The organism is Dermatophilaceae bacterium Sec6.4, from assembly GCA_039636865.1.
Lineage (GTDB): Bacteria > Actinomycetota > Actinomycetes > Actinomycetales > Dermatophilaceae > Allobranchiibius.
Genome location: CP144172.1, coordinates 978,276 through 1,002,355 on the forward strand (window position 1 = coordinate 978,276; position 24,080 = coordinate 1,002,355).

General features: G+C 65.6%; 23 protein-coding genes, 1 tRNA gene and 1 riboswitch. Of the genes, 14 read left to right on the forward strand and 10 right to left on the reverse strand.

Going from position 1 to position 24,080, the window contains the following annotated elements:
* Positions 1–12 precede the first annotated feature (12 nt).
* From V3G39_04825 to rlmB, 8 genes are all read left to right on the forward strand, one after another.
* Positions 13–495 (forward strand): CarD family transcriptional regulator, encoded by a 483-nt coding sequence (locus V3G39_04825; GenBank protein XAS77371.1) that lies wholly within the window; start codon positions 13–15, stop codon positions 493–495.
* 14 nt (positions 496–509) lie between these two features.
* On the forward strand, positions 510–1,733 hold the full coding sequence (ispD, locus tag V3G39_04830; protein ID XAS77372.1) for a 2-C-methyl-D-erythritol 4-phosphate cytidylyltransferase: 1,224 nt from the start codon (positions 510–512) through the stop codon (positions 1,731–1,733).
* The gene (ispF, locus tag V3G39_04835) at positions 1,730–2,218 is read left to right on the forward strand and encodes a 2-C-methyl-D-erythritol 2,4-cyclodiphosphate synthase (GenBank protein XAS77373.1); all 489 of its coding nucleotides are present in this window, start codon (positions 1,730–1,732) and stop codon (positions 2,216–2,218) included. Before ispD ends, ispF begins: the two co-directional genes overlap by 4 nt.
* Positions 2,219–2,274: 56 nt before the next feature.
* A complete protein-coding gene (locus tag V3G39_04840; GenBank protein ID XAS77374.1) occupies positions 2,275–3,327 on the forward strand; it encodes an aldo/keto reductase in 1,053 nt (350 codons plus the stop codon).
* 144 nt (positions 3,328–3,471) lie between these two features.
* Positions 3,472–4,569 carry an S-(hydroxymethyl)mycothiol dehydrogenase gene (locus V3G39_04845; protein ID XAS77375.1) on the forward strand — a complete coding sequence of 366 codons (1,098 nt, stop codon included), beginning with the start codon at positions 3,472–3,474 and terminating at the stop codon, positions 4,567–4,569.
* On the forward strand, positions 4,566–5,222 hold the full coding sequence (locus V3G39_04850; protein XAS77376.1) for an MBL fold metallo-hydrolase: 657 nt from the start codon (positions 4,566–4,568) through the stop codon (positions 5,220–5,222). Before V3G39_04845 ends, V3G39_04850 begins: the two co-directional genes overlap by 4 nt.
* Before the next feature lie 74 nt (positions 5,223–5,296).
* A complete protein-coding gene (gene cysS / locus V3G39_04855) occupies positions 5,297–6,721 on the forward strand; it encodes a cysteine--tRNA ligase (protein XAS77377.1) in 1,425 nt (474 codons plus the stop codon).
* A gap of 67 nt (positions 6,722–6,788) precedes the next feature.
* Entirely contained in the window at positions 6,789–7,754 is a 966-nt protein-coding gene (rlmB, locus tag V3G39_04860) for a 23S rRNA (guanosine(2251)-2'-O)-methyltransferase RlmB (protein XAS77378.1), read from the forward strand.
* A gap of 82 nt (positions 7,755–7,836) precedes the next feature.
* On the opposite strand, the gene V3G39_04865 is transcribed toward rlmB, so the two are convergent.
* The 4 genes from V3G39_04865 to V3G39_04880 form a co-directional block, all read right to left on the reverse strand.
* Positions 7,837–8,673, reverse strand: coding sequence for an RDD family protein (locus V3G39_04865; protein XAS77379.1), 837 nt, complete (start codon positions 8,671–8,673; stop codon positions 7,837–7,839).
* Between the two features lie 222 nt (positions 8,674–8,895).
* Positions 8,896–10,140: a DUF4032 domain-containing protein gene (locus tag V3G39_04870; protein XAS77380.1), complete on the reverse strand. Its 1,245-nt coding sequence runs from the start codon at positions 10,138–10,140 to the stop codon at positions 8,896–8,898.
* A 372-nt stretch (positions 10,141–10,512) separates the two neighbouring features.
* Complete coding sequence (gene otsB / locus V3G39_04875) at positions 10,513–11,295, reverse strand: trehalose-phosphatase (GenBank protein ID XAS77381.1); 783 nt, start codon at positions 11,293–11,295, stop codon at positions 10,513–10,515.
* Complete coding sequence (locus tag V3G39_04880; protein ID XAS77382.1) at positions 11,292–12,707, reverse strand: trehalose-6-phosphate synthase; 1,416 nt, start codon at positions 12,705–12,707, stop codon at positions 11,292–11,294. The genes otsB and V3G39_04880 overlap by 4 nt, the downstream gene beginning before the upstream one ends.
* Before the next feature lie 199 nt (positions 12,708–12,906).
* On the opposite strand from V3G39_04880, the gene V3G39_04885 reads away from it, so the two are divergent.
* The 6 genes from V3G39_04885 to V3G39_04910 all read left to right on the forward strand — a co-directional run bounded on the left by V3G39_04885 (position 12,907) and on the right by V3G39_04910 (position 19,166).
* Positions 12,907–14,835 carry a serine/threonine-protein kinase gene (locus tag V3G39_04885; protein XAS77383.1) on the forward strand — a complete coding sequence of 643 codons (1,929 nt, stop codon included), beginning with the start codon at positions 12,907–12,909 and terminating at the stop codon, positions 14,833–14,835.
* Positions 14,836–14,914: 79 nt separating this feature from the next.
* Entirely contained in the window at positions 14,915–16,456 is a 1,542-nt protein-coding gene (locus V3G39_04890) for a threonine/serine exporter family protein (protein ID XAS78177.1), read from the forward strand.
* 188 nt (positions 16,457–16,644) lie between these two features.
* A riboswitch (cyclic di-AMP (ydaO/yuaA leader) is annotated at positions 16,645–16,792 on the forward strand.
* 5 nt (positions 16,793–16,797) lie between these two features.
* Positions 16,798–17,535 carry a transglycosylase family protein gene (locus V3G39_04895; GenBank protein ID XAS77384.1) on the forward strand — a complete coding sequence of 246 codons (738 nt, stop codon included), beginning with the start codon at positions 16,798–16,800 and terminating at the stop codon, positions 17,533–17,535.
* 260 nt (positions 17,536–17,795) lie between these two features.
* On the forward strand, positions 17,796–18,434 hold the full coding sequence (locus V3G39_04900; protein XAS77385.1) for a prepilin peptidase: 639 nt from the start codon (positions 17,796–17,798) through the stop codon (positions 18,432–18,434).
* 46 nt (positions 18,435–18,480) lie between these two features.
* A tRNA-Thr gene (locus tag V3G39_04905) sits at positions 18,481–18,556 on the forward strand.
* Positions 18,557–18,884: 328 nt separating this feature from the next.
* Positions 18,885–19,166, forward strand: coding sequence for a type II toxin-antitoxin system RelE/ParE family toxin (locus V3G39_04910; protein XAS77386.1), 282 nt, complete (start codon positions 18,885–18,887; stop codon positions 19,164–19,166).
* Here the strand turns inward: V3G39_04910 and V3G39_04915 are convergent.
* The 6 genes from V3G39_04915 to V3G39_04940 form a co-directional block, all read right to left on the reverse strand.
* Positions 19,093–19,362: an excalibur calcium-binding domain-containing protein gene (locus V3G39_04915; protein ID XAS78178.1), complete on the reverse strand. Its 270-nt coding sequence runs from the start codon at positions 19,360–19,362 to the stop codon at positions 19,093–19,095. The genes V3G39_04910 and V3G39_04915 overlap by 74 nt on opposite strands.
* Before the next feature lie 57 nt (positions 19,363–19,419).
* A complete protein-coding gene (locus V3G39_04920) occupies positions 19,420–20,388 on the reverse strand; it encodes an endonuclease/exonuclease/phosphatase family protein (GenBank protein ID XAS77387.1) in 969 nt (322 codons plus the stop codon).
* Between the two features lie 19 nt (positions 20,389–20,407).
* On the reverse strand, positions 20,408–20,971 hold the full coding sequence (locus V3G39_04925) for a hypothetical protein (protein XAS77388.1): 564 nt from the start codon (positions 20,969–20,971) through the stop codon (positions 20,408–20,410).
* Between the two features lie 268 nt (positions 20,972–21,239).
* Positions 21,240–21,569, reverse strand: a complete 330-nt coding sequence (locus V3G39_04930) for a hypothetical protein (GenBank protein XAS77389.1) — start codon at positions 21,567–21,569, stop codon at positions 21,240–21,242.
* 636 nt (positions 21,570–22,205) lie between these two features.
* On the reverse strand, positions 22,206–22,985 hold the full coding sequence (locus V3G39_04935) for a hypothetical protein (protein ID XAS77390.1): 780 nt from the start codon (positions 22,983–22,985) through the stop codon (positions 22,206–22,208).
* Positions 22,986–23,142: 157 nt separating this feature from the next.
* Entirely contained in the window at positions 23,143–23,901 is a 759-nt protein-coding gene (locus tag V3G39_04940) for a hypothetical protein (protein ID XAS77391.1), read from the reverse strand.
* Positions 23,902–24,080: the final 179 nt, after the last annotated feature.

A 24,080-nucleotide genomic window follows, 5' to 3' on the forward strand; every position in this document is an offset into this window, starting at 1 on the left:
GGCTAAACACACATGGCTTTCAAGGTTGGCGAGACAGTCGTATATCCGCACCACGGTGCGGCACTCATCGAAGAAATGAACAAGCGCACAATCCGCGGCGAGGAGAAGCTCTACCTCAAGCTGAAGGTCGCCCAGGGCGATCTGACGATTGAAGTTCCTGCTGAGAACTGTGACCTGGTAGGCGTCCGCGATGTTGTGGGCAAGGAAGGCCTCGACAAGGTGTTCGAGGTGTTGCGCGCCGAGCACACCGAAGAGCCGACCAACTGGTCGCGTCGCTACAAGGCAAACCTCGAAAAGCTCGCATCCGGCGATGTGATCAAGGTGTCGGAGGTCGTGCGCGATCTGTGGCGACGTAATCAGGACCGCGGTCTGTCCGCCGGCGAGAAGCGGATGCTCGCCAAAGCGCGGCAGATTCTCGTCAGTGAGCTGGCGCTCGCTGAGCACACCGACGAAGAGAAGGCTGAGGCCACGCTCGACGAGGTGCTCGCCTCCTGATTCATCCCGTAGCAGTGAACGACGCCCATCTCAGCCCTGCTGTGGTGGGCGTCGTCGTCGTAGCAGGCGGGCAGGGCACTCGGCTGGGTGCGGGCATGCCGAAGGCCCTGGTGTCCCTCGGTGGTGAGCCGCTCGTTGTACACGCAGTGCGTGCAGCGCAATCTGCAGCTCAGCTGGGTGACCTTGTTGTGGTGGCTCCAGCCACCCATCTGGACCAGTTCATTGCGTTGTTGCCGGATGTCCGGGTCGTCGCGGGCGGCGTCGAGCGCACTGATTCGGTAGCCGCCGGGTTGGCGGCACTGGACCCGCTGGCGCAGGTCGTGCTGATCCACGACGCAGCCCGGTCCCTCGCGCCCACCGCGTTGTTCGACAGGGTCGCAGCCGGGATTGCCCAGGGCTATGACGCCGTCGTGCCGGGCCTCGCTGTGACCGACACCATCAAGCAGGTGGATGCCTCCGGCCACGTGAGCAGCACGTTGGACCGCTCCGCGCTACGCGCGATCCAGACACCGCAGGGATTCACCCGGGAGGCACTACAACGCGCGCATACAGCCGGTGGTGCGGCTACCGACGACGCTGCGATGGTCGAACGGCTCGGTGGCCGGGTGCTGGTGATCGAGGGTGATCCCCGCGCGGCCAAGATCACCACGACGCCCGATCTACAGGCGGCTGTCCGTCTTTTGCACCCGCCCGGTCGAGCGACCCTGATCGTGCTCGGGGGGTTGCCCGGTGTCGGCAAGACAACCATGGCCCGCGCGCTTGCGGTGCGAATGCCGTTGATACATCTACGCGTCGACATCATCGAACAGGCCGTTGTCGACAGCGGGCTGACTGAGCACCCGGTCGGAGACGTCGGGTACCGCGTGTCCCACCAACTCGCCGCCCAGCACCTCGACCTGGGCATGACGGTGGTGGCGGACATGGCCAACGCGGTGACGCAGGCTCGCACAGGGTGGCGTCAGCTCGCGGTCGAACGCGGTGCCCGGCTGCTCGAAGTCGACGTTGTCTGCACCGACGAACGCGAACATCGGCGGCGCGTCGAAGTGCGCGTCGATGACATTGCCGGTCTCCCGCAGCCGAGCTGGCGGCAGATCCAGGACCGCGTCGTCGACCGCTGGGAGCCGCACCTGCGGATCGATACCTCTGCCATCTCAGCGGACCGGGCCGCAGACGTCATTCTTGCTGCGCTGGGCTCCCTTGACGAGCTCGATCCGGAGCAGGGGACGATGTTGTCATGAGTACCCGACTGCCCCGCACCGGTATCGGCATCGACGTCCACCCCTATGCCGAGGACGACCGCACGTTGTACCTGGCAGGACTGCAGTGGCCGGGTGAGCGCGGCATCGAAGGACACTCCGACGGTGACGTTGCCGCGCATGCCATCTGCGACGCGCTGCTCAGCGCGGCCGGGTTGGGCGACCTCGGGCAGCATTTCGGAACAGCGCGCCCCGAACTCGCAGGCGCCCGCGGAACGGTACTGCTGGGCGTCGTACGACAGCTCCTTGCGGACAACAGCTTCGAGATCGGCAATGTCGCCGTCCAGGTGATCGGTAACAGGCCGAAGATCGGTCCGCGTCGCCTCGACGCGCAGCAGGTGCTGTCCAAGGCACTCGGTGGCGCCGCCGTCTCGGTGGCAGCGACCACCACCGATGGGCTCGGGCTGACCGGCCGGGGCGAGGGTGTGGCCGCCATCGCCACGGCCCTGATCGTTCGGATGGCCTGAGCCCCGCTCCGGAAGTCAGGCCACCCGGTGGGGTGTCACGGTCGTATGGTCGACCTATGGATTATCGCAATCTCGGCCATACCGGTATGCAGGTCAGCCCGCTCTGTCTCGGGGCGATGATGTTCGGGCCGTGGGGTGAGCCGGATCACGACGAGTCGGCGCGCATCATCCACCGGGCGCTCGATGGGGGGATCAACTTCGTTGATACCGCCGACATCTACTCCCAGGGCGAGTCCGAGACAATCGTCGGTAAGGCACTGAAGGGTCGTCGCGGCGACGTCATTCTCGCGACCAAGTTCCACGGCCCGATGGATGTGGCGCTGGGCCAGGAGGGTGGCGACCCGAACCAGCGGGGCAACTCACGTCGCTGGATCGTCCGGGAGGTCGAGAACAGTCTGCGCAGGCTGCAGACGGACTGGATCGACCTGTATCAGGTGCATCGCCCAGATACCGGCACGGATGACGACGAGACGCTCGCGGCGCTGACCGATCTGCAAAGGGCGGGCAAGATCCGGGCGTTCGGATCGTCGACATTCCCGGCGTACCGGATCGTGGAGGGGCAGCAGATCGCGAAAGAACGCGGGCTGGCCCGGTTCGTGACCGAGCAGCCGCCGTATTCGATCCTGGACCGCGGGATCGAGCGCGAGGTGCTCCCGGTGACGCAGAAGTACCGGATGGGCGTGCTGTCGTGGAGCCCGTTGTCCGGCGGCTGGTTGACCGGTCGCTTCCGCAAGGGACAGGACGCGCCATCCACTAATCGCGCGAAGATGATGCCGGACCGGTTCGACCTGTCCAAGCCCGGTAACAAGATGAGGTTGGACGCCGTCGAGGATCTGGCGCTCCTGGCCGAAGCCAACGACATGACCCTCATCCACCTGGCGCTGGCGTTCGTCATGCAGCACCCAGGGGTCACCGCGCCGATCATCGGTCCGCGCACGATGGAGCAGCTGGACACCCAACTCGGTGCAACAGATATCCGGCTGAGCACGCAGGTGCTGGACCGCATCGACGAGATCGTCGCGCCGGGGAGCAACATCTCCGCCGAGACGAACCCCTACGTCACCGATGCGCTCACCGATCCGTTCCTGCGCAGGCGACGTACCGCCTGACCGGCTGATCCCAGTTCGCCGAGCGGCGGGGTCCACCGACGAGCGGAGGGGAAATATGGCCGCCGCCCGACATGGGACCCCGCCACTCGGCGGTTGGGGTGGCGGGCGCTTAGGTTATGGGGAAGCCAATCGAGGAGAGTTGCCATGTCACAGACCGTCCGCGGCGTCATTGCCCGCACCAAAGGCCAGCCCGTCGAGGTAGTCGACATCGTCATCCCCGACCCCGGACCGGGTGAAGCCGTCGTGGCGATCCAGGCGTGCGGGGTCTGCCACACCGATCTGACCTACCGCGACGGCGGTATCAACGACGAGTTCCCGTTCCTACTCGGCCACGAGGCCGCCGGCGTCGTGGAGTCCGTCGGCGAAGGTGTCACCGATGTCGAGGTCGGCGACTACGTGATCCTCAACTGGCGCGCAGTCTGCGGCCAATGTCGCGCATGTAGGAAGGGCAAGCCCTGGTACTGCTTCGCAACGCACAACGCCACCCAGAAGATGACCCTCACCGACGGCACGGAGCTGTCTGCGGCACTGGGAATCGGCGCGTTTGCGGACAAGACCCTGGTCGCGTCGGGTCAGTGCACCAAAGTCGATCGGGAGGCCTCGGCCGAAGCTGCCGGACTGCTCGGCTGCGGTGTGATGGCCGGATTCGGCGCGGCTGTGAACACCGGGGGAGTCACCCGCGGGGACAGCGTGGCCGTGATCGGTTGCGGCGGTGTCGGCGATGCAGCAGTGGCCGGTGCGTCCATTGCGGGCGCCACCACGATCATCGCGATCGACACCGACGAGCGGAAACTGGAGCTGGCCAGGCACTTCGGCGCCACCCACACCATCAACCCGGGCAACGACGATGTCGTGGAGAAGGTCCGCGAACTCACCGGCGGCAACGGCGCGGACGTCGTGATCGACGCTGTCGGCAGACCCGAGACCTACAAGCAGGCCTTCTACGCGCGCGATCTCGCCGGCACCGTAGTGCTGGTCGGTGTGCCGACGCCGGACCTCAAAGTCGAATTGCCGCTGATCGACCTCTTCGGTCGTGGTGGCGCGCTCAAGTCCAGCTGGTACGGCGACTGCCTGCCCGAGCGCGACTTCCCGATGCTGGTCGATCTCTACCGCCAGGGCCGGTTCGACCTGGACGCGTTCGTCACTGAGCGGGTCGGTCTGGATGACGTCGAGGCCGCCTTCGAGAAGATGCACAACGGCGGCGGCGACGATGTCGTACTGCGTTCGGTCGTGGTCCTGTGAGCGAGGTCGTGGCCGGTGACGACGGCGTACGCGTCGAACGGGTGGTGACATCCGGCACGTTCGAGCTGGACGGTGGATCCTGGGATGTCGACAACAACGTCTGGCTGATCGGTGACGACAAGAGTGTCTACGTGGTCGACCCGGGTCACGAGTCCGGGCCGATCCTCGAGGCGGTGGGCGGCCGGCGTATCGAAGGCATCCTGTGTACGCACGCTCACAACGATCACATCGACGCGGCCGCAGGCATCAAATCTGCTCATCCGGACGTGCGGATATCCCTGCACCCGCAGGAGTGGCCACTGTGGGAGATGACCTATCCCGAGCTGCGATGGGATGATGATCTGGCCGACGGTGACGTCCGCAGCATCGGTGGCGTCGACATCGAAGTGCTGCATACCCCCGGGCACTCGCCGGGCGCCTGCTGTCTGTCGATCCCGAGCCTCGGGGTGGTCCTGACCGGCGACACCCTCTTCCAGGGCGGTCCCGGCGCGACCGGACGCTCGTTCAGCGATTTCCCGACCATCATCGAATCCATCCGGGACAGGCTGTTCACCCTCCCTGCCGACACGCGTGTACTCACCGGTCACGGCGACTCCACCACCATCGGTGACGAGGCCCCGCACCTGCAGGAGTGGATCGACGCCGGGTCCTGACGACGTGACGCAGGTCGCTGCGCCCGTCTGCTGTGATGGCAGGCGGGCGGCGTTCTGCCGATAAACTCCGTCGGGTGAGCTTGCAGATCTACGACACCGCTACCGCAGAGTTGCGCGACTTCCAGCCGCTGCACGAGGGACGAGTCGGTATCTACATCTGCGGCCTGACCACCCAGGGCAGCCCGCACATCGGCCACGTTCGCTTCGCTGTCGCCTTCGACATCCTGCGCCGGTGGCTGACCACCGGGCACGAATACGACGTCACATTGGTACGCAACGTGACCGATATCGACGACAAGATCCTGGACAAGGCGGCCGCCAACGATGCCGACTGGTTCGCCTGGTCCTACCAGCACGAGCGGGAAACCAACGACGCGCTCGACGCGCTCGGGGTGGGTCGGCCGACCTACGAACCGCGCGCCACCGGACACATCACCGACATGATCGAGCTGATGCAGACCCTCATCGAGAAGGGTCACGCCTATCCGGCGCAGGACGGCAGCGGCGACGTGTACTTCGACGTGCGGTCGTGGCCGGAGTACGGCGAGCTGACCCGCCAGAGCATCGACGACATGGAAGCTGCATCGGATGCGGACCCCCGTGGTAAGCGCGATCCGCGTGACTTCGCACTCTGGAAGGGTCGCAAGTCAGGCGAACCGGACTCGGCGAGTTGGCCCACACCGTTCGGCGCGGGCCGTCCTGGCTGGCACCTGGAATGCTCGGCGATGGCGCAGCGTTGGCTCGGTGACACCTTTGACATCCACGGGGGCGGTATCGATCTGCGGTTCCCTCATCACGAGAACGAACTGGCTCAATCGAGAGCCGCAGGAATGGGGTTCGCCCGTTTCTGGATGCACAACGGATGGGTCACCCTGGGCGGCGAGAAGATGAGCAAATCGCTCGGAAACACCCTCGCTGTGGGCGAGCTGATCAAGACCGTTCGACCGTTGGTGCTGCGGTACTACCTCGGAGCTGTGCATTACCGCTCGACGATGGAATACCACGAGGGTTCGCTGGAAGAGGCCGCCGCTGCGGTGGCGCGCATCGAGGGCTTCCTCGATCGGGCGTTGGGGCGGGCCCATGACGGCGACCAGCTCGAGAAGGCCGTTCTCCCGCAGGCCTTCTCGATCGCGATGGATGACGACCTGAACGTCTCGAGTGCGCTGGCGGTCGTGTTCGACGCGGTGCGTGAGGGCAATATCGCGCTGGACGAGCATGAGCCGCACAAGGCCCGTGAGCTGGCGGCACAGGTCGTAGCCATGACCGACGTGCTCGGGGTCAACCCGTACTCCGAGCAGTGGTCTGATGCGGGTGCCGACCGTAGCGGTGGCGCCCTGGCGATCCTGGTCGAGGCCCTCATCACCCAGCGCACCGCAGCCCGCGCCGATCGCGACTTCGCGACAGCAGACCGGGTGCGTGACCAGCTCGCCGTGGCAGGGGTGGCCCTGGAGGACACCGCCGACGGCGTCCGCTGGTCACTGACCGACCCGACCGACTAACTGAGACGATCCCACCTGCGCGCGGGACAATTCGCGCGTCATCGACGCATCAAGAAGAGAGCACATCATGGCCGGTAACTCCCAACGGCGTGGCGCTATTCGTAAGGGCGCGAGCCGCAAGGGCGCGACGACCGGCAGCGGTGGGCAACGACGCCGCTCGCTGGAGGGCAAGGGGCCGACCCCGAAGGCGGCCGAACGCCCGAACCACAAGGCGTATGACAAGTCCGGTGGCGGCTCCAAGTCCTCCTCCGTGCGCAAACCCGTGCGGCGCTCCGGGCCCAAGAAGCCGAGCTCGGAGATCGTCGCGGGTCGCAACTCGGTGCTGGAGGCACTGCGCGCTGACATCCCGGCGACCGCCATGTACGTAGCGGGTCGCATTGAATCCGATGACCGGGTGCGGGCATCGATCAAGATCGCCACAGACCGCAACATCCCGATCCTGGAGACACCCCGCGGCGAGTTGGACCGGCTCACCGACGACGCGGTACATCAGGGGTTGGCGTTGCAGGTGCCGCCCTACGACTACGCCCACCCCACTGACTTCATCAATCCTGAAGCACCCGGCATCCCGCTGGTCGTGGCGCTCGACGGGATCACCGACCCGCGCAACCTCGGTGCGATCCTGCGGTCGGTCGGCGCCTTCGGTGGCCACGGGGTGATCGTCCCCGAGCGTCGGTCAGTCGGTATGACCGCGTCCGCCTGGAAGACTTCTGCCGGTGCCGCCGCGCGCGTACCGGTCGCGCTCGCCGGCAACCTGAACCGAACGCTTGAGGAGTTCAAGAAGGCCGGATTCTTCATCCTCGGTCTCGATATGGATGGTGATGTGGAGCTGCCGGACGTGCAGTTGGCGACCGAGCCGTTGGTCATCGTGGTGGGCTCCGAAGGCAAGGGCCTGTCCCGGTTGGTCACGGAGAACTGCGACCAGATCGTTTCGGTGCCCATGCACTCCGCGACCGAATCGCTGAACGCGGGTATCGCCGCATCCGTGACGTTGTATGAAATCGCCCGTAAGCGGGCCGGCTGTCCCGCCTGATCAACGCGCAGCAGACAACGAAGGGCCCGTATCCGGTCGGATACGGGCCCTTCGCCGTGTGCCGCGAACGCGGCTGCGAGAGTTACTTCGGGACGTCGATAACGACGGTCTTGAGGACCTTGTCAGCGAACGTCTGGCGTTTGGCGTCCCACAACGGGAAAAACCACCCGACGAAGCAGGCGATGGAGTCCAGGGCATGCGCGATGTCACGCACAAATGCCATACCCGGGCCGATCGGCTGACCCGTCTCTTCTGAGATGAGCTTGACACCCATCTGCTTACGACCGATGGACTGGCCGGTCTTGCCACCCATCAACCAACGGTTCCAGATTTGGAAACCCAAAAGCGCCAAATAGCCGAGAAGAACCAGCAGGCCACCTAACGTGCCGCCGATTGCTGCGCCGATTGCGAGCACGATATAGAACGCAATCACAGGCGCGATGATGTCGATCGCATACCCACCTACCCGAGTGCCCCACGAGGACAGCGTGCCCTGGGTCGGAGCAGGGGCGTATCCACTTTCCATCTGCGGTGCCTGGCCGTAACCGCCCTGCATCTGGCCACCCTGCTGGCCGTAACCGCCCTGCATCTGGCCACCCTGCTGGTCGTACCCACCCTGGCCCTGGCCGAAATTACCCTGGCCCTGGTCATAGCCGCCCTGTTGAGGTGGCTGGCCGTAGTTGCCCTGGTCGCCGTAACGGCCTTGAGTGGGCTGCTGGCCGTAGTTGCCGCCCTGGCCCTGGTCGTAACCGCCCTGCTGAGGCTGCTGGTCGTAGTTGCCGCCCTGGCCCTGGTCGTAACCGCCCTGCTGGCCGTTCTCGTGTTGGCCACCCTGCTGTTGGCCACCCTGCTGCGGGTAGGAGGAAGGCTGTCCCTCGTCGCTGGGAGGTTGTCCGTACGGATTGTCGCTGTTACTCATGGCCCATCCCTGTCGGAGTGCTGGTCAGTGGCGCACAGGCTATCGCGGGATTGCTCGAAGACGGCTGAACACCACCTGAAATACCCGCAGCTTCTGAGATACCTGCCGATAGGTCCCACCACCCGTCCTACTTCTGAACACCGGGTAGCACTGCAGCGTCACGGGTGAATTTCGCGGCCCACCACCGGGCGGTCGGCCTGGTGGATGACGCTGCTTCGCGCCTCAGCGGTTCTTTGCGCGTATCGGGATCGAACCGGTATCCACGCCGACGACCGATCGTTCATCGGGCTTGTCGGGCAGCACCCACTGCACGTAGTCCACGACCGCCTGCTCGATCGTCACGTCCTTCTCACGCTTCTCGGCCATGTACCAGCGGTGTTCGAGCACCTCGTGGAACAACTCCGCGGGTTCCAGTTTCGCGCGCAATTCAGCCGGTGCGGTGCGGGTGATGGGTTCGTAGATGGTGGTAAGCCAGTCGTAGGCGACGACCTCTTCGTCATCGTTCTGCCGGTCGGCGGAGGCGCGGAAAGAGTCCAGATCGTTCAGGAGTCGACGCGCCTGGTTGTCCTCGACATCCAGACCGGTCAGGCGGAGCAGCCGCCGGGAGTGGTGCCCGGCGTCGACGACCTTCGGCTGGATGCGGATGCGGGTTCCATCGAAATCAGTAGTGATGTCGAGCTCTCCGACGTCGAATCCGAGGCTGTTGAGCCGCCGGATGCGCTCGTCGACCCGCCAACGCTCGCCACGATCGATGGTCTCCACGCGGGTCAGCTCGGCCCACAGCTCGGCATACCGGGACAGGATCCGCTCAGAAACCTCGATGGCGTCGATGTCAGTGGACAGCAGCTCGCCGGCCTGCAGATCCATCAGCTCCCCGGCGATGTTGACCCGGCCGATCTCCAGGTCGTGCGCGCGCTGGCCGTCGGTGAGTCGGTTGTGCAGCTCGCCCGTCTCGGCGTCCACCAGGTAGGCCGCGAACTCACCGGCGTTGCGTTTGAAGAGCGTGTTGGACAGTGATACGTCGCCCCACCAGAAACCGTTCAGGTGCAGACGGACCAGCAGCACGGCAAGCGCGTCGATCAGGCGTTGGATGGTGCCGGTGCGCAACGCCTGGCCGAGCATGGCGCGGTAAGGCAGCGAGAACTGCAGGTGACGGGTGAGCAGGCAGGCATCCAACGGTTCACCATCGGCGTCGACCCTGCCCGTGACGACCCCGACCGCTTCGACGCCGGGCTGATCCAGGCGGCGCAGGTTACGCAGCATGTTGTACTCGCGCCGGGCGATATCGGACTTGATCTCCTTGACGGCGATGATCCGGCCCTCGATACGTACGAAGCGCACGACGTGTCGGGAAATACCACGTGGCAACGCGGCGAGCAGATCCTCCGGCCACTCCTCCAGTGGGGTCTCCCAGGGCAGGTCCAACAGTCCCGGCCAGGGACGAGCAGCAGTGATGTCCAGACCCACCCATTCATCGTGTCACCTTCGCGGCCGCAGGGCTACGTGTCACCGCGCACATCGAGGTGTCGTCGGCACCGAGATGTCACTTTCGGACAATAGATTCGCTCGAAGACCCTCCGAATCTGACATCTCGTAGGACGGCGGGGGCGCGGACACCCCTTGGCAGGTTTTCCCTGCGACTGTTCCGGCCAGCGGGCAGATCAAGCTGCTGGTCACGGTACGTCGACCCGCTGACTGCGCCGCGTACACATACCGCGTCCGGCGTAGTGACTACGACGGCGCCCTGGCGGTGAAGTGGAGATCACTACTGGACAGGCGCACGAGCGACATCAATGTGCTGGTTGAGCCCACCAGGATCTGCTGATCAGGTGCCGACGGTCACCGGCTGCGTCGGGCCTGCAGGACTGTCTGGATGATCGGCAGCACCTCATCGGTGCCGGTGATGCGGTGTTCGGCGACCGTGTCGCCTTCTCCGACCTTGATCGTGACGTGCCCGCCCGAGGTCGGCAGCACCTCGAAAGCCCGCTCGTCGGTGCGGTCGTCGCCGGAGTAACAGGTGACGGTTGCGCCGACGTGTTCGGCCAGAGCGTGCAGCGCCCCGCCCTTGTCGGTGTCGAGCACCCCGATCTCCAGCACGCTCTTGCCGGCGATGACGTGCGCACCGTCGATGGCGGACCCAGCCTGCTCGGCATCGCGGAGGGCAGCGTCGGCGGCGTCGTCGTCCATGCCGCGCGTGTGGATGGCCGCGCCGGCCGACTTGCGCTCGATCCGGCATCCCGGATGCGCTGTTGCCACTTCCTGCAGGGCCGCGGTCACGGCGTCGAGGCGGGCCTGCGCCGCGTCGTCCCACGCCTGGCCGCCCGGTAAGTCGATGCTCGGTTGGCCGCCGTGCGACCCGATCAGCACTATCGATTCGTCGTCGGCGATGCCGGACAACTGCCGCAGCGTGGCCAGGTCTCGCCCGGACACCACCGCGACCGTCGTTCCCGGCAACGCCGCCAATTCACGCAGCGCATCGATCGAGCCGTCGACAGGGGTCGACGTGGATGGATCCAGCACCAGGGGAGCGAGTACCCCGTCGAAGTCGGTGCCGTACAGGATGCGCTCCCGCCCGGCGAACGTCGTCAGAGCCGCGCGGAGGCCCGCCTCGAGCGCGGTCACGGTCCGGGCCGTTCCGGTGCAGCCTGCAGCGCCGCGAGGAAATCCGCCGCCCAGTGCTGTACATCCGCAGCCAGCACCACCTCGCGCAGGTGCCTCATCCGCGGCTCCAACTCCTCCCTCGATGCGCCCAACGCTTCGAGGATGGTCCGCTTGAGATTGCGGATGTCGTGCGGATTGCAGGGGAAAGACCCTTCGCCCAGCTCGATCGCGGCGCCGGTGAACTCACTGAGCACCAGCGCCCCGTCGTCCGGCCCACACATGACGTACTCCTTGGCGACCAGGTTCATCCCGTCTCGTAGTGGAGTCACCAATGCGACATCGGCCGCGACCAGGAGCGCGACCATCTCCTCGCGGTCGAAGGAGCGGTGGATGTAGGTCACCGCCGGTGATCCGATGGGCGAGTGCTCGCCGTTTATCCGACCAACGACCTGTTCAACCTGACCGCGCAGCGTGCGGTAGGCCTCCAGGCGCTCGCGGCTGGGGGTGGCGACCTGTACGAGAGTGACCTCTGCGGGGTCGATGCTGCCGTCGTTCAGTAGCTCGCTGTAGGCCTTCAGACGGTGCCGGATGCCCTTGGTGTAATCCAGGCGGTCCACCCCGATCAGCAGCTTCTTCGGGTTGCCGAGATCGACTCTGATCTGCTTGGCACGCTCCTGCACGCTGTCCGATAGCGCCAACTCCCGCAGAGCCGCAGAGTCGACCGAGATCGGGACGGCCGCCGCGCGGGTGGTCTGACCCTCGCCGTGCTGCACCAGGTCCCCCTCGACCCGCACGTCCAGCAGCCGATCACAGGCGCGCAGGAAGTTCTGCGCATCGCCACCTCGCTGGAAGCCGAGGAAATCGGCACCGAGCAGGCCCCGCAGGATCTCCTCGCGCCCCGGCAGCTGCATGAAGAGTTCGACGGGTGGGAACGGGATGTGGTCGAACCAGCCGATCCGCACATCCGGTCGCAGCTCACGCAGCAGGGCCGGGACCAGCTGTAGTTGGTAGTCGTGCACCCAGACCGTCGCGCCCTGCGAGGCGACATCGGCGATCCGTTGCGCAAAACGCTCGTTGACCCGGTCGTATGCGGACCGCCACCGCCTGCGGAAGGTCGCCGGAACAATCACGTCGTGATAGAGCGGCCACAGCGTGTCGTTGCTGAAACCCTCGTAGTAGTTGACGTACTCGTCCTGGGTCAGGCCAAGCGGTACCAGGTACATGCCGTCGTCCTCGAACGGGTCCGGCTCGGAGTCGGTGTCGCCCGCCCAGCCGATCCAGGCGGCCCCCTCGCGGCCCCGCATCACCGACTCCATCGCCGTGACCAAACCGCCGGGGCTGCGCTCCCAGCTCTCGTTGCCCTCGTCGTCGACCTTCCGATCTACGGGTAGGCGATTGGCGGCAATGACGAAATCAAAGGTGGTGTCGGACACGTGAAATGCTCCTTGGTGTGCGGGTCGAGCGCATGCATCTGCGCAGTCAGCGTAGGGCGGCAAACTGCGCGCACCCAGTGACCGGTCCCACCTGCCAACCGGGAACAGCCCTGCGGCGTCAGACGCTGTAGCAGGTGGCGGCTCGCCGCGACACGCTCGATTCTGGCCCCTTACCCACTCCACGTTCTACGGTTGAAGAATGCACTCCGATCGCCGCACCGAGGCTCCGCGCGAGCCTGCCGGGGCAACGACCGGTCCCGTCCGGCTGCCTGGCGGTGCCCAGCGTCGCCCGCCTGGACAGTCTCAGCGGTCAGCTCAGTCCCGGACCGCCTACGAGAAGATCGGCCCCTACCGCCTGATCGGCAAGGTCGGCGAAGGGGGCATGGGCGTGGTCTACAAGGCCTTCGACCCCCGCGACCAGATTGTGGCCGTGAAGGTGCTGCGGGCCCACATCGCGTACGACGCGGGGGCCCGGGAGCGTCTGCGGCGTGAGGTGTCCACTCTTTCGATGGCGCGATCCAACCGGATCGGCTGGGTATTGGATGCGGATGTCGACGGTGACCGGCCGTTCCTGGTCACCCGTTACGTCAATGGTCCGCCACTGGACGCCGTGGTCGACGAGTTCGGGCCGTTGGCGCCCGGGCCGCTCGCGATCCTGGGGCGAGGTATCGCCGAGGCGCTGCGCGACATCCACAGTGCAGGCATCGTGCACCGCGACCTCAAGCCCGGAAACGTCCTGATGGACGGCGACGAACCGGTCCTCATCGATTTCGGTATCGCCCACGTCGCTGATGAGTCCCGCCTGACCAGTACCGGACTCGTGATGGGCACACCCGGCTACCTCTCGCCGGAGATCGTCGAGGGCGGCGAGGTCACCGAGGCCACCGACTGGTGGGGATGGGCGGCGACCCTGGCGTTCGCAGCCTCGGGGGTGCCGCCGTTCGGCCGCGGCCCGATGCACGTAGTACTGGACCGGGTCTCCGAAGGCCGTGCCGACCTGCAGGGGGTGGACCCGCGTCTACGGCCGCTGCTCGCTGCGGCGTTGAGCCCGGACCCGGCCCGGCGTCCGAGTGCGCACGTCGTACTGGAGCAGCTGGAGATCTATGCGGCCGGCGGCCACACCACGACCATCGCGACGCGGCGTGGCGGCTCGGCCGTCCCTGCTGGGTCGTCTTCGTCCGCTGCTCCGGGCAATCGGGGCAACAACACGTCGCCGCACAACAACCGATCCGACCGATCCGACCGATCCGACCGATCCGACCGGTTCGATCGAGCGCTCGAGCGTCGTTCCGAGCCGACGGTCAGCTATGAACAGTCGGCCCCACGTGCCTCCGATCCCTACGGTTACGCCGCGCCGTTTACCCATGGGCGAGCTGATGACGAGCCGTACAGATACGCGGGCGAGGACTACGCATCGGCCGGATATGACGGCTACGACGGGAGCTCGCCCTACGATTCGCCGGCGACGCAATCCCGTCAGCAGTCCGGGTCGCACCTCGACCCGCGGATCGGGCAGTCGGCGCGTACGGGCACGTTGGCGGCGCTGGCTGCCTGTGCCATCGCCGTCTGCGCGCACTGGCCGATCATGAGTGTGATCCTGATCTTCGGGTGGTCTTTCGCGGCACGATGGAACGACCGGGCGATCACCTCCATGGTGCTGCGTAGATATCAGTCGGGTCCGCGAAAGTCCGACTCGCTGGTGGCCGTGGCTACCTCGCCGTGGCACGCGATCGTGGGAGCCTTCTCAGCGTTGTTGACCATGGTGATTCCTGCCTTCGTCGCGGGCTGCGTGGTTGCCGCGGCTGCTGTCGGCATGCATCTGGTCGACCATCAACCCACGTCGGTAGGCCGACCGGTCCCGCTGGCGCTCGGGGTCCTCGCGGGCCTGACGGTGCTGTGGTGGGGTCCGGGTAGTACCGGTATGCGGCGTGGATCGCGCAGCATCGTGCGCTCGGTGGCGCGCGATGAGGTACGCACCCGAGTGGTGATCGGGCTGTGTGCCGCGGTCGCCGCGGTCGCCGTGCTGGTAGCGGTGAATGCTCCGCTGCACGAGGTGAGTTGGCTGCCGTACAGCAGCTTCTCTCAGCTCCCGCTGGCTAACGTGATGCCTTCGCTACCCGGCAGTTGAGACACCCGGACACGGGCCTTGCGAGGTCGCGAAATCGAACGAATATTTCTGCCCGAACTACTGGACTTGAGTGACACTGATGGCGCAGTACGGCCACGAAACCCCCCTTCCCGGCCACCGCACGCCGAAATCGGACCGCACGCCGGAATCGCCGTCCCATGGCTTCCCGGTGCACCGCAGGATGCGCTTCCTACAAGGCGAGCCGATCACCGAACCGTTACCGATCGTCGATGCGCTGCGACACACGCCCTACCGCAACCCAGCGACGATGAATACTCCGGTTCGGGATGACGGCATCCGCAAGGCCCTCGATCTGTGTGTCCGCGTGGGGGAGTTGCTGTTGCGCTGCGGCGCCGGAACCAGGGATGTGGAAGCCAGTGTCGTCGCTGTTGCAGCGGCCGCCGGTCTACGCCGACTGGAGGTCGACCTCACGAACCAGTCGCTGCTGATCCAGGCGCCTGCCCCGTCCGGTGAACCCGTAACGATGCTGCGTGTGGTGCGTTCCAGTACCAGGGATTTCGCCCGCCTGACCGAGGTCCATCAGTTGGTGCAGGAGTTGATCAGCGGCGGCTTCACCGATGTTGACGATGCCCTGAAGGATCTACGACGCATTCAACGCGTGGCCCGTATCTACCCCCGCTGGCTGATCGGTCTCGCTTTCGGAGCACTCGCCGGCGCGGTGTGTGCACTGCTCGGCGGACATCTGACCGCGGTCGTGGTCGCCGTGGTGTCCGGGGTGTGTGTCGACCGGATCGGGCAGGCGCTGAACAACCGCCACCTCCCCTCGTTCTACGTCGACGCGGTCGGCAGCGGACTCTCGGTCATCCTGGCCTGGCTGGCCTATCTGTTGTCCGCCAAGGGCGGATTCGGGTTGAGCATGGATCCCAACGACTTTGCGTACGCAGTCTCCGGTGGTCTGGTCGTGCTGTTGCCCGGACGGGCGATGGCCGCCTCGGTGGAGGACGCCATCACCGGTTATCCGGTGACCGGTGCAGGCCGGTTACTGACCGTCTTCCTGACCGCTGCCGGCATCATCGTCGGCGTGGCAGGCGGGTTGTCGCTGACGCTCAAACTGGGCGTCGTCTTCAAACTGGAGCTTTATACGCCGGGGTCGCTGCAGTTCGGATCGCAGCGCGCCTCAGTCGCAGTTCAGGTTCTCTTCGGAGCTGTGGGCGCCGCGGCCGGCGCGCTCACGATGCGGACCAAGCCGCGCTTCATTCTGCCGACGGCGGCGCTGGGCGCTCTGGCGCTCGGCATCGCGGCGACCTTCCCGTTGATCTGGGGTGTCGGGTCCACGAGTGCCGTGGCCGCCTCCTGCGTCGTCGTGGGACTGCTGGGCAGGGTGGTGGCGCTGCGATGGGGAGCGCCCGCCCTGGTGCTGGTGCTACCGGCGGTGTCCCCGCTGCTACCGGGATTGCGGATCTTCGAAGGCATGTACTATGCCATCGCCGGGACCGTCGTGGGCACCGGCAGGGTCGTCCAGCAGAGTGCCGCACTGCCGACGCTGCTCGGGGCGGTAGGCATCGCGCTGGCGATCAGCACCGGTGTGGTGTTGGGAGACGTGATGGCCGCGCCCCTGGATCGGACGGCGTTACGCCGCCGCCGCACGCGTCATCGGTAGCCTGATCCCCTCGTCAACGGCAATTGCAAGCATCTGTCTCCGCGTGTCGCGAATTTAAAGTAACGTATTGCTGCCGAGCCGCGATGTGGTGATAGATCTCACGCATTCGATGCGGGCGTTCACTTTTCTCCCATAACTTCATACCGCCTACTCGCGCGTCCGGACGCTGAACCTCACGGACGCACCGGCCCCGCATCCTGCGGACGTCGGCTGAGGGCGGGGGACCCAATTTTGGCGGCGCCAGTGGTGCCGTCTTGGGGTGAAGCCGGTACGCCGGCCGGGCACCTGACAGCCCGAACCCGACAGCTGACCCCGCAAGCGTTCGTCAGGAAGGAACGCTGTTGCGTTATAGCCCCAAGCACGCTGCCCCCAAGGCGCCGTCCACCACCGGACGTCGCACCGCTGGAGTCGTCATGGTCTCGGCCGCCACCGTCGGTGGCGGCCTGGCGATGGCCGGAGCAGCGCAGGCTCAGTCCCCGCAGAACGTCTGGGACCGCGTCGCCACCTGCGAAAGCGGTAACAACTGGGCGATCAACACCGGCAACGGTTACTACGGCGGGTTGCAGTTCTCCGCCAGCACCTGGAACGGATTCGGCGGCGGCCGGTTCGCCGGCACTGCCAACGGCGCGACGCGCGACCAGCAGATCTACGTGGCACAAGCCGTGCTACGCACCCAGGGCCCCGGCGCCTGGCCGGTATGCAGCATCCGTGGCGGCCTCACGCGCGCCAATGGTCTGGCTGTGCAGGTCGACATCGGTGGCGGCACCAGCACCCCACCGCCGAAGACGGCGCCACCTTCGCGCAGTGAGACCCGCAAACTTGTCGTCGATGGCTCGTTCGGTCCGTTGACGACCAAGGCCGTTCAGCGGTGGGTCGGGGTGTCCCAGAGCGGTTCGTTGTCCTGGGAGACGCGTACCGCCCTGCAGCGCAAGGTCGGAACAGTGGCCGACGGCGACATCGGTCCGAAGACGATCTACGCCCTGCAGACCAAGATCGGAACCTCGCACGACCACTCTTCGTACCTGAACGCACGGACCATCAGCGCGCTGCAGACCTACCTGAACGCGAACCTGGGCTGACACCCTCCTCGATCAACGAAGCGTCCGTCCCTTCGCGGGGCGGGCGCTTCGTCCATTCGGGCGCGCCTAGGGCGGCGGCACCCCTTTTCCCTTTCTCCCTTCCCCCTTTCCCCCGTCTGCGTCGCTCGCGGCCCAAACGCGGCACGCGGACTGGGTTATGCGGTTTTCCTGGGCGCTGGCGACGCAAACGTGGGACGGGCCGGTCACGGGTTGTGCACAGTCTCCCCGCACGATCCGAGCACCTGGGCCAGACTGATCCGATGCTCACTGCCGTCGTCACCTGCGCCGCGGTGCTGGGAGCGGCGTACGGCGAGTGGCTGCGGCGGGTACTGGCTGCCGGTGCGTATCGACTCCCCGGCGAGATCGGGCCGATTCCTGCGCGCTACTGGCTGGGTCCGGTCGCGGCGTTGTTTGCCGCGCTGATCGGCTGGCATCTGGGCGGTCTCGAACGGTGGGTTGTACTACCCGCGTACGCCGTCATGCTTGCGATCGCACTGCCGTTGGCGGCGATCGACCTTGACGTCCACCGACTTCCCGATCGACTCACGTTGTCGGGGCTCCCGGCGCTGCTGCTGTTCCTCGCCCTGGACTGGGATACCGCGCGGATGGCTCGGGCGGTCATCTGCGCGGGCCTGGCCGGGTTGATTTTCCTGTTGCTGGCGCTCGCGGTGCCGGGTGGGTTGGGCCTGGGGGATGTGAAGTTGGCTGCCCTGCTCGGACTCGCGCTCGGTTGGTGGGGCTATGTCGCTGTGTTCCAGGGACTTGCCTCAGGGTTCGTCATCGGCGGCCTGGTATCGCTCGGGCTGATCGTCGCTCGCCGGGCTACCCGGCACACGCACATCGCGCTTGGCCCGGCGCTGCTGGTCGGCGCGCTCGGAGCACTGCTCACAGCAACGTGAGGTCGCCGGTACGATCGGTGCCGGTCCTCGTCGCAGCGCGGACGATGCCGGTGTAGCTCAGTTGGTAGAGCGCCTCACTTGTAATGAGGATGTCGCAGGTTCGACTCCTGTCTCCGGCTCCAGGGTGTAATTGCGATTGCTCGCCGCCGTGGTTGCGAAATCCGCCTCACGAGCCTGCGCACGTCAATCGGGTCGAAAGCGATGCATGAAGAAGTGGTCATAGTCCACTCTGTGCGACGGATCTTGTATTTCGTCGAGCCTCGGTAGCTCGCAATGGTGGCGATTACTGACTCTGGGCATACCAAAGGGCCGGAACCGCAGTGGTTCCGGCTGGTGTTGGCCTTCTCAGGCGACTTTGGGTGGTGCCTTCTGGCCGACGACATATTCCGGCTGATCGGCGGGGAACATCGTCACGGGCGAGGAGCTGCGCCGCCGGAACGGGCTTGATTCGTGAGCGGTGACCCCCAGGTGTGGCGGGTGGAAATGTCCGCGACTGCGCTGCGATCGTTGGACCGGTTATCGGCAAAGGTTGCTGTTGCGGTGGTGGAATTTGTGACGGTGGTGCTGCCGGGTAACCCGCGTCGGATGTCGCAACCATTGAGGTATGAGCTGGAAGGTCTGCGCGTCGCGCGGCGTGGGGACTACCGGGTCACATCCGTTATCGATGAGGACGATCACGCGTTACGGATCGGACGCATTGAACACCGCGCGCACATCTATATGGCGCGGTGATTCTCTCTCGCCTGTGCCAGCAGGGTCTGACCACTGCTGAGCCGGACGTGCAGAGGTGGTGGGTCAGTTTTCCCGGCCGATGGCCGTGACCGTCTCGGTCGAGCTTGCGGGAGCATCCCGGGTGGCCTGCGTAGATGGGTGCGTCACCGGCGGCGCGGACCGCGGCGTAGTTCTCGTAGTCAGACCCGCGTCGGATGGGCCGGTGGTGGTGCTGGCACGACGGGCCTGGGCCGCCGCCGCGGCGTTGCGTTTGTTATCGGCCCGTCTTAGATGTGGGCGCCTGGAAGATGGCCCACACGCCTTTGTGGTCTGAGCCGCGGACGGAGAAGGTGTCGGAGGATTCCACAGCCATGCCTGAGGACAGGATGTGGTCCAGGCGGGTGAAGGGCGCCGCGACGGGCCACGAGTTGGCTAGTCCGATTTTGGGCAGGGCGGTTGCCTCATCGAAGCCGTCGGCGAGGTTGCGGAACCCCGGGTGAGCGGTGCTGGCGTTGAAGTCGCCGGCCATCACGAAGGGCCCGCGAGCCTTGCTCTCGTTGGCGCGAGCCGCGAGCAGGTCCAGCCCGCGCCTCCAGTCGGTCGCCGCTTCGAAGACGGGCGGGAAGACGTGCACGCCCTGCAGTCGGACGACGCCGCCAGGTGTGACGACGTCGGCGCTCGGCTGTTGGAAGGAGTGCAGCAACTCGTTGCCGAAGGAAGAACTCACGGATCGCAGTGGATGCCGCGACAGCAGCGCGGTTCCGTAAATCACGTCACCCACCGGGGCTACCTGGTATTTGAAACCGACCATCCGCGGGTCGCTCAACAGTTGCGCGACCGCGACCTTGTCGGTCTCAGCCAGGATGATGACGTCCGCGTTGACCAGGTAAGCCCTGGCGGCGATATCGGATACGTCTGCGCGCGATTCCTTCATGTTGGCCGACACCACAGCGAACCTCGCGGCCCCGCCGCTTACCAGGGACGCTGTTGGCGGGCGCGACGCGATGGACTGACCGACAATCAGCGCAGCGGCCACGATCGCCGGCACCAACGCGACAAGCCCTCGCCAGCGGCGAAGCGCTGTGAGAACTATTCCGACGACCAGCAGCAGGCCGGTCACGATCATCCAGGTCGCCTGCAGCGCCGGAAGTAATCCGAATACCGTCACGTCAAGCCATCGGGAACCCAAAGCCACCACGAAGGCCAAGCCGAGGACCGCATAGAACCAGTCGCTCGTACGCATCGTGAAGCGGTCTGGGGAGTCAGTATTTGGCGACAAGGAAATCGCTACCGTCGCTCCACTTACTAACAACCAGTTGCAGCTTCGTCCCCGGTTTGATCACTACCGGAAAACTCTGCTGCCCGCCACACAGATCGACGCTGGAACGAAAGATCTTCTCTGCTTTGGTGACCGAACTGCCCTTTGCCAGGACGATGAGCTGCTGGTCCTCTCCCACGTTGGACGCATCAGCGGCATCGGCCCAGTTGAAACCCAATCTCGCCTTCATCGCGGCGCCAGTCCCGTGCGAACAACCGACAACAGCCCTGTCCCAGCCCGCACCATATATCTCGCCGAGCGTGATGGACGTTGGAGCGGGTGTGCGCTTCGCGACGTCCACCAACGGGCTACTGGAGGTTTCGACTCCGCCCGAACACGCGACGAGAGTCGACAAAAAAATCCCCCCGATCACACATTTGAGGACCCAATATTGCTGTTGCACCAGAACGAACTCACTTTCTTGACGCTGAGAGATCCGTTCGACCGGCCTGAGCGTCAGCCCGCCAGAATCGAGCCCGGATAGCTTGGCCCCCTGACTACTCCCCACCCCGCGATGTCCGTGGGGCTGCCGCTCCCCTGCGCATGACAAGGGAATCTGGTCATCATCCCATGTAATAAAAGGAGGCTCGAGTGTGTCTGCTGGGGCTGCGACGGTGAGGCGCCTACCCGAGACACCTTTCGGCTCGTAGAGCACTGCCTAGTCACCACCATCGACAATTGCGTTGGTGGTGCCTCAAGAACCTTTACCTTTACAAGTCACCCCACGGTATGTAATCGGGTGCTTGTGGCGGCATCACCAGATCGCGGATCACATGTCACGTGTCGTTGCCTGAGATGCAGGAGATCTCGACAACGAACCGTGGTAGCGCGGTCCCGGTTCCCACCGAAAAGATGAATTCAGCATCGGTTTTCTTCTTGCGTGAACCGAGGTCGACCTGATCAGCCCAGCTGCCTCCTGGCGAACTGACTCGGTAGATAAGACGGTCCTTGGTGTCAGGTCGCTTCACGATGACTGTGTCGAGGTCCTGTCTCAGATGTAGCTTGTGCTCACTGTTCGCGGTCCCAGCCATCTGTTTCGTGTACCAAGCGGCGGCGGCTGCGACCACGATCGCTACTACCGATAGCACCAACGCCGTCATCGCCATTGGTGCAGTATGCGGCCTGCGCCCAGACGTGATTCCAATGGAATCATTCGCGTACACATGTTCGAATATGCTCGGTGTGTGGGTAAGAGGCGGGCAGAGCGGACGTGGTCTCGGCCGCGTTCGATCCGGCACGTTTGGGTAAGGTTTCGTGACCTGCATCCGAAGCAACCCCTAGACGCCGGCGTGGTCATTTGGTGGAAAAAGGGACCAAGTCGCAGTGGATGGCGTTCGTGATCGTGGTGCGCGTCGGGCCGGAAGGTGAACCGAGCGGCCACTGACCCCAACAAGGTCCGCTCTAGTCACTGCAACGTTGAGAATCACGGCGCACCGAAGCTGAGGTGGACTCGGGGATTTACAGTTGAGCGGTCAGCGTGGTTCTGGCGACGAAGATCCTCACGTGCCCCTGGCGTGCCCCCGCGACTCAGCGAATGTCATGTAGCGCATCCCGGGCACTGACGATAACCTCCGAAACGACTACATACCAGCCATGGCGTGGCACTTGTAATGAGGATGTCGCAGGTTCGACTCCTGTCTCCGGCTCTACAGCCGTCAGGCCGGTTGCGCGGTCCGGCGCCTGGTCGCTCCCGTTGGTAACCGGGGGGGGGCGGCCAGCCGCCGAACGCGTGCAACGGCTGGTCAGCGCGGCAGTGTCGTCGCCATCTTCTTCACCTGAGCGTGCCGGGCTGCGAGCTGCATCTTCGCGGTAGGGCCGGACAGGTAGGTGTAGTCATAGCCCAGGACGTCCAACATGGGGAAGCCCGATGCCACCGTCGTGCCGAGGAGCGCGGATTCGTCACCTGCGATGACCTGGGCTCCGGGTCGAGCGGCCAGGTAGAGCACCCCGTAGCTGACCTCGCCCGAGGAGGACGCGCACAGCTGAGCAGTCACCAGGCGCACGTTCGCATTCGAGCGCACCCTGTTGGCCGTCCAGTTGGCGGATTTGTTGCACGTGGCGACGGTCCAGTACGTCGACGGTCGGGCGACGGCATGCAGGTATCCCCAGGTGGCCTCGTTGTCGGCCTTGAGCGAGGGGCCGAAGCGGTCATCGATGTTGACGAAGTGGTCGTACTTCGTCAACGGCACGCCCTTCTTGGCGAAGTACGCGATCAGGTAGGACCACTGGCCGGTCGAGACCGGGTAGCACGAGGTGCGGCTCTCGGGGCCGGTGATGCCGGGGTCGGAGTACGCCGGGATCAGCGTGACCTGCGCCGGTTTGGAAGCGATCTGCTTGACCCAGTAGCGCGAATAGGCCTCGCACGTCGAACGGCTCTGGAAGTGAGCATCGCGCGACGTGCCGTGGTAGTAGATGGTGTTGGTCGACCCGGCAGCGGAGGCGGGTGCACTGACCGCGCCGAATCCTGCGAGTCCTGTGCTTGCTGCTGCGACGGTGAGCGCGGCGGCCCAGAGTTTCTTCATTGGATGGATCCCTCCCGGAATGTGGGGTCTGAGCCCCGATGCTGTGGCTGTGCGAAGGACCGCCGAGGTGGCGGTCCTGGGTCGGCTGTGATGCCGGGCCGCAACTGGTGCTGCGGCGAAATGCTGCGGCGGCGTGTTGCGTCGGTGAGCGCCTGGATCAGCGCTGCGACGTCGGGCTGGTGGCGCCCCACACATAGGCCGCTTCGCCGTAGACGACGCGGTAGTCCCGCTTCGCCGACGAGGTGTAGGTGTACGACGCGTTGCCGGCTGAGTTGGTGGTCACCTGCTTGAGGATGCTCCACGCTGAACCGCCCGCAGGTCGGTACTGGATGATCCCCGTCGTGGACGTCCACGGGATGTTGACGTCGCGAGCAGTGGAGTACCGCACCGTTCGGGTGTTCACGGTGACCTTGGAGCCCTTGCGACTGGTCCACAGGCCGGCCCACGAGCCGACCTTGACGGTGGTCTGGGGCAAGTTCTGGCTGTAGACGTGATCATCGACATCGCTGGCGGCGTCCGGTGTCCAGGTCCGCGTGCCGAGTGGGGTGAATGCGAACAGCTGCCAGGAGGTGCGGTTGACCCCACCGAAGAAGATGTAGTCGGCCGGGTCGTCGTAGCTGCCGACGTACCAACCGGAGTAGACGTCCGGGTGGAGCGTGCAACCCCCTGTCAACCGGACAGGCACTGCCCGGCCCGAGCTGACCACCCGCACCGCGCTGGGCACGATGAGTGAGCAACTGCCGTACGGCTTGGCGTCGGCCGACCCGTGTCCGTGCACGAGGGCGCGCTCCTTGACGAACGAGCGGTGCTGGCCGTTGTGGGCGGTGCTGTCCGCAGCGTACGCGGGAGCGCCGAGCGCGGCGCCGAGGGTGAGAACGAGGGGTACGACTGCGATTGCAGCTCGGCTTTGATACATGGTGGCGGTAGCTTTCTGTCCCGGCTCAGCCCCCTGATTTCGGCCTCGCGATGCAGCAGATACTAGGGCGGGGGGAGGGCCAAAACTGGCTCGCGCCAGGTTGTGTCCAAAACGTCACCTCGGCCCGCCAAAAACGGTTCAGCAGACGGCCTCGCACCCCACCTAGAAACGAGATCAGC

Coding starts and splice junctions, on each gene's coding strand:
- V3G39_04825 (XAS77371.1), top strand. CDS start 13: ATGGCTTTCAAGGTTGGCGAGACAGTCGTATATCCGCACCACGGTGCG.
- ispF (XAS77373.1), top strand. CDS start 1,730: ATGAGTACCCGACTGCCCCGCACCGGTATCGGCATCGACGTCCACCCC.
- V3G39_04840 (XAS77374.1), top strand. CDS start 2,275: ATGGATTATCGCAATCTCGGCCATACCGGTATGCAGGTCAGCCCGCTC.
- V3G39_04845 (XAS77375.1), top strand. CDS start 3,472: ATGTCACAGACCGTCCGCGGCGTCATTGCCCGCACCAAAGGCCAGCCC.
- rlmB (XAS77378.1), top strand. CDS start 6,789: ATGGCCGGTAACTCCCAACGGCGTGGCGCTATTCGTAAGGGCGCGAGC.
- V3G39_04865 (XAS77379.1), bottom strand. CDS start 8,673: ATGAGTAACAGCGACAATCCGTACGGACAACCTCCCAGCGACGAGGGA.
- V3G39_04885 (XAS77383.1), top strand. CDS start 12,907: ATGCACTCCGATCGCCGCACCGAGGCTCCGCGCGAGCCTGCCGGGGCA.
- V3G39_04890 (XAS78177.1), top strand. CDS start 14,915: ATGGCGCAGTACGGCCACGAAACCCCCCTTCCCGGCCACCGCACGCCG.
- V3G39_04900 (XAS77385.1), top strand. CDS start 17,796: ATGCTCACTGCCGTCGTCACCTGCGCCGCGGTGCTGGGAGCGGCGTAC.
- V3G39_04920 (XAS77387.1), bottom strand. CDS start 20,388: ATGCGTACGAGCGACTGGTTCTATGCGGTCCTCGGCTTGGCCTTCGTG.
- V3G39_04930 (XAS77389.1), bottom strand. CDS start 21,569: ATGGCGATGACGGCGTTGGTGCTATCGGTAGTAGCGATCGTGGTCGCA.
- V3G39_04935 (XAS77390.1), bottom strand. CDS start 22,985: ATGAAGAAACTCTGGGCCGCCGCGCTCACCGTCGCAGCAGCAAGCACA.
- V3G39_04940 (XAS77391.1), bottom strand. CDS start 23,901: ATGTATCAAAGCCGAGCTGCAATCGCAGTCGTACCCCTCGTTCTCACC.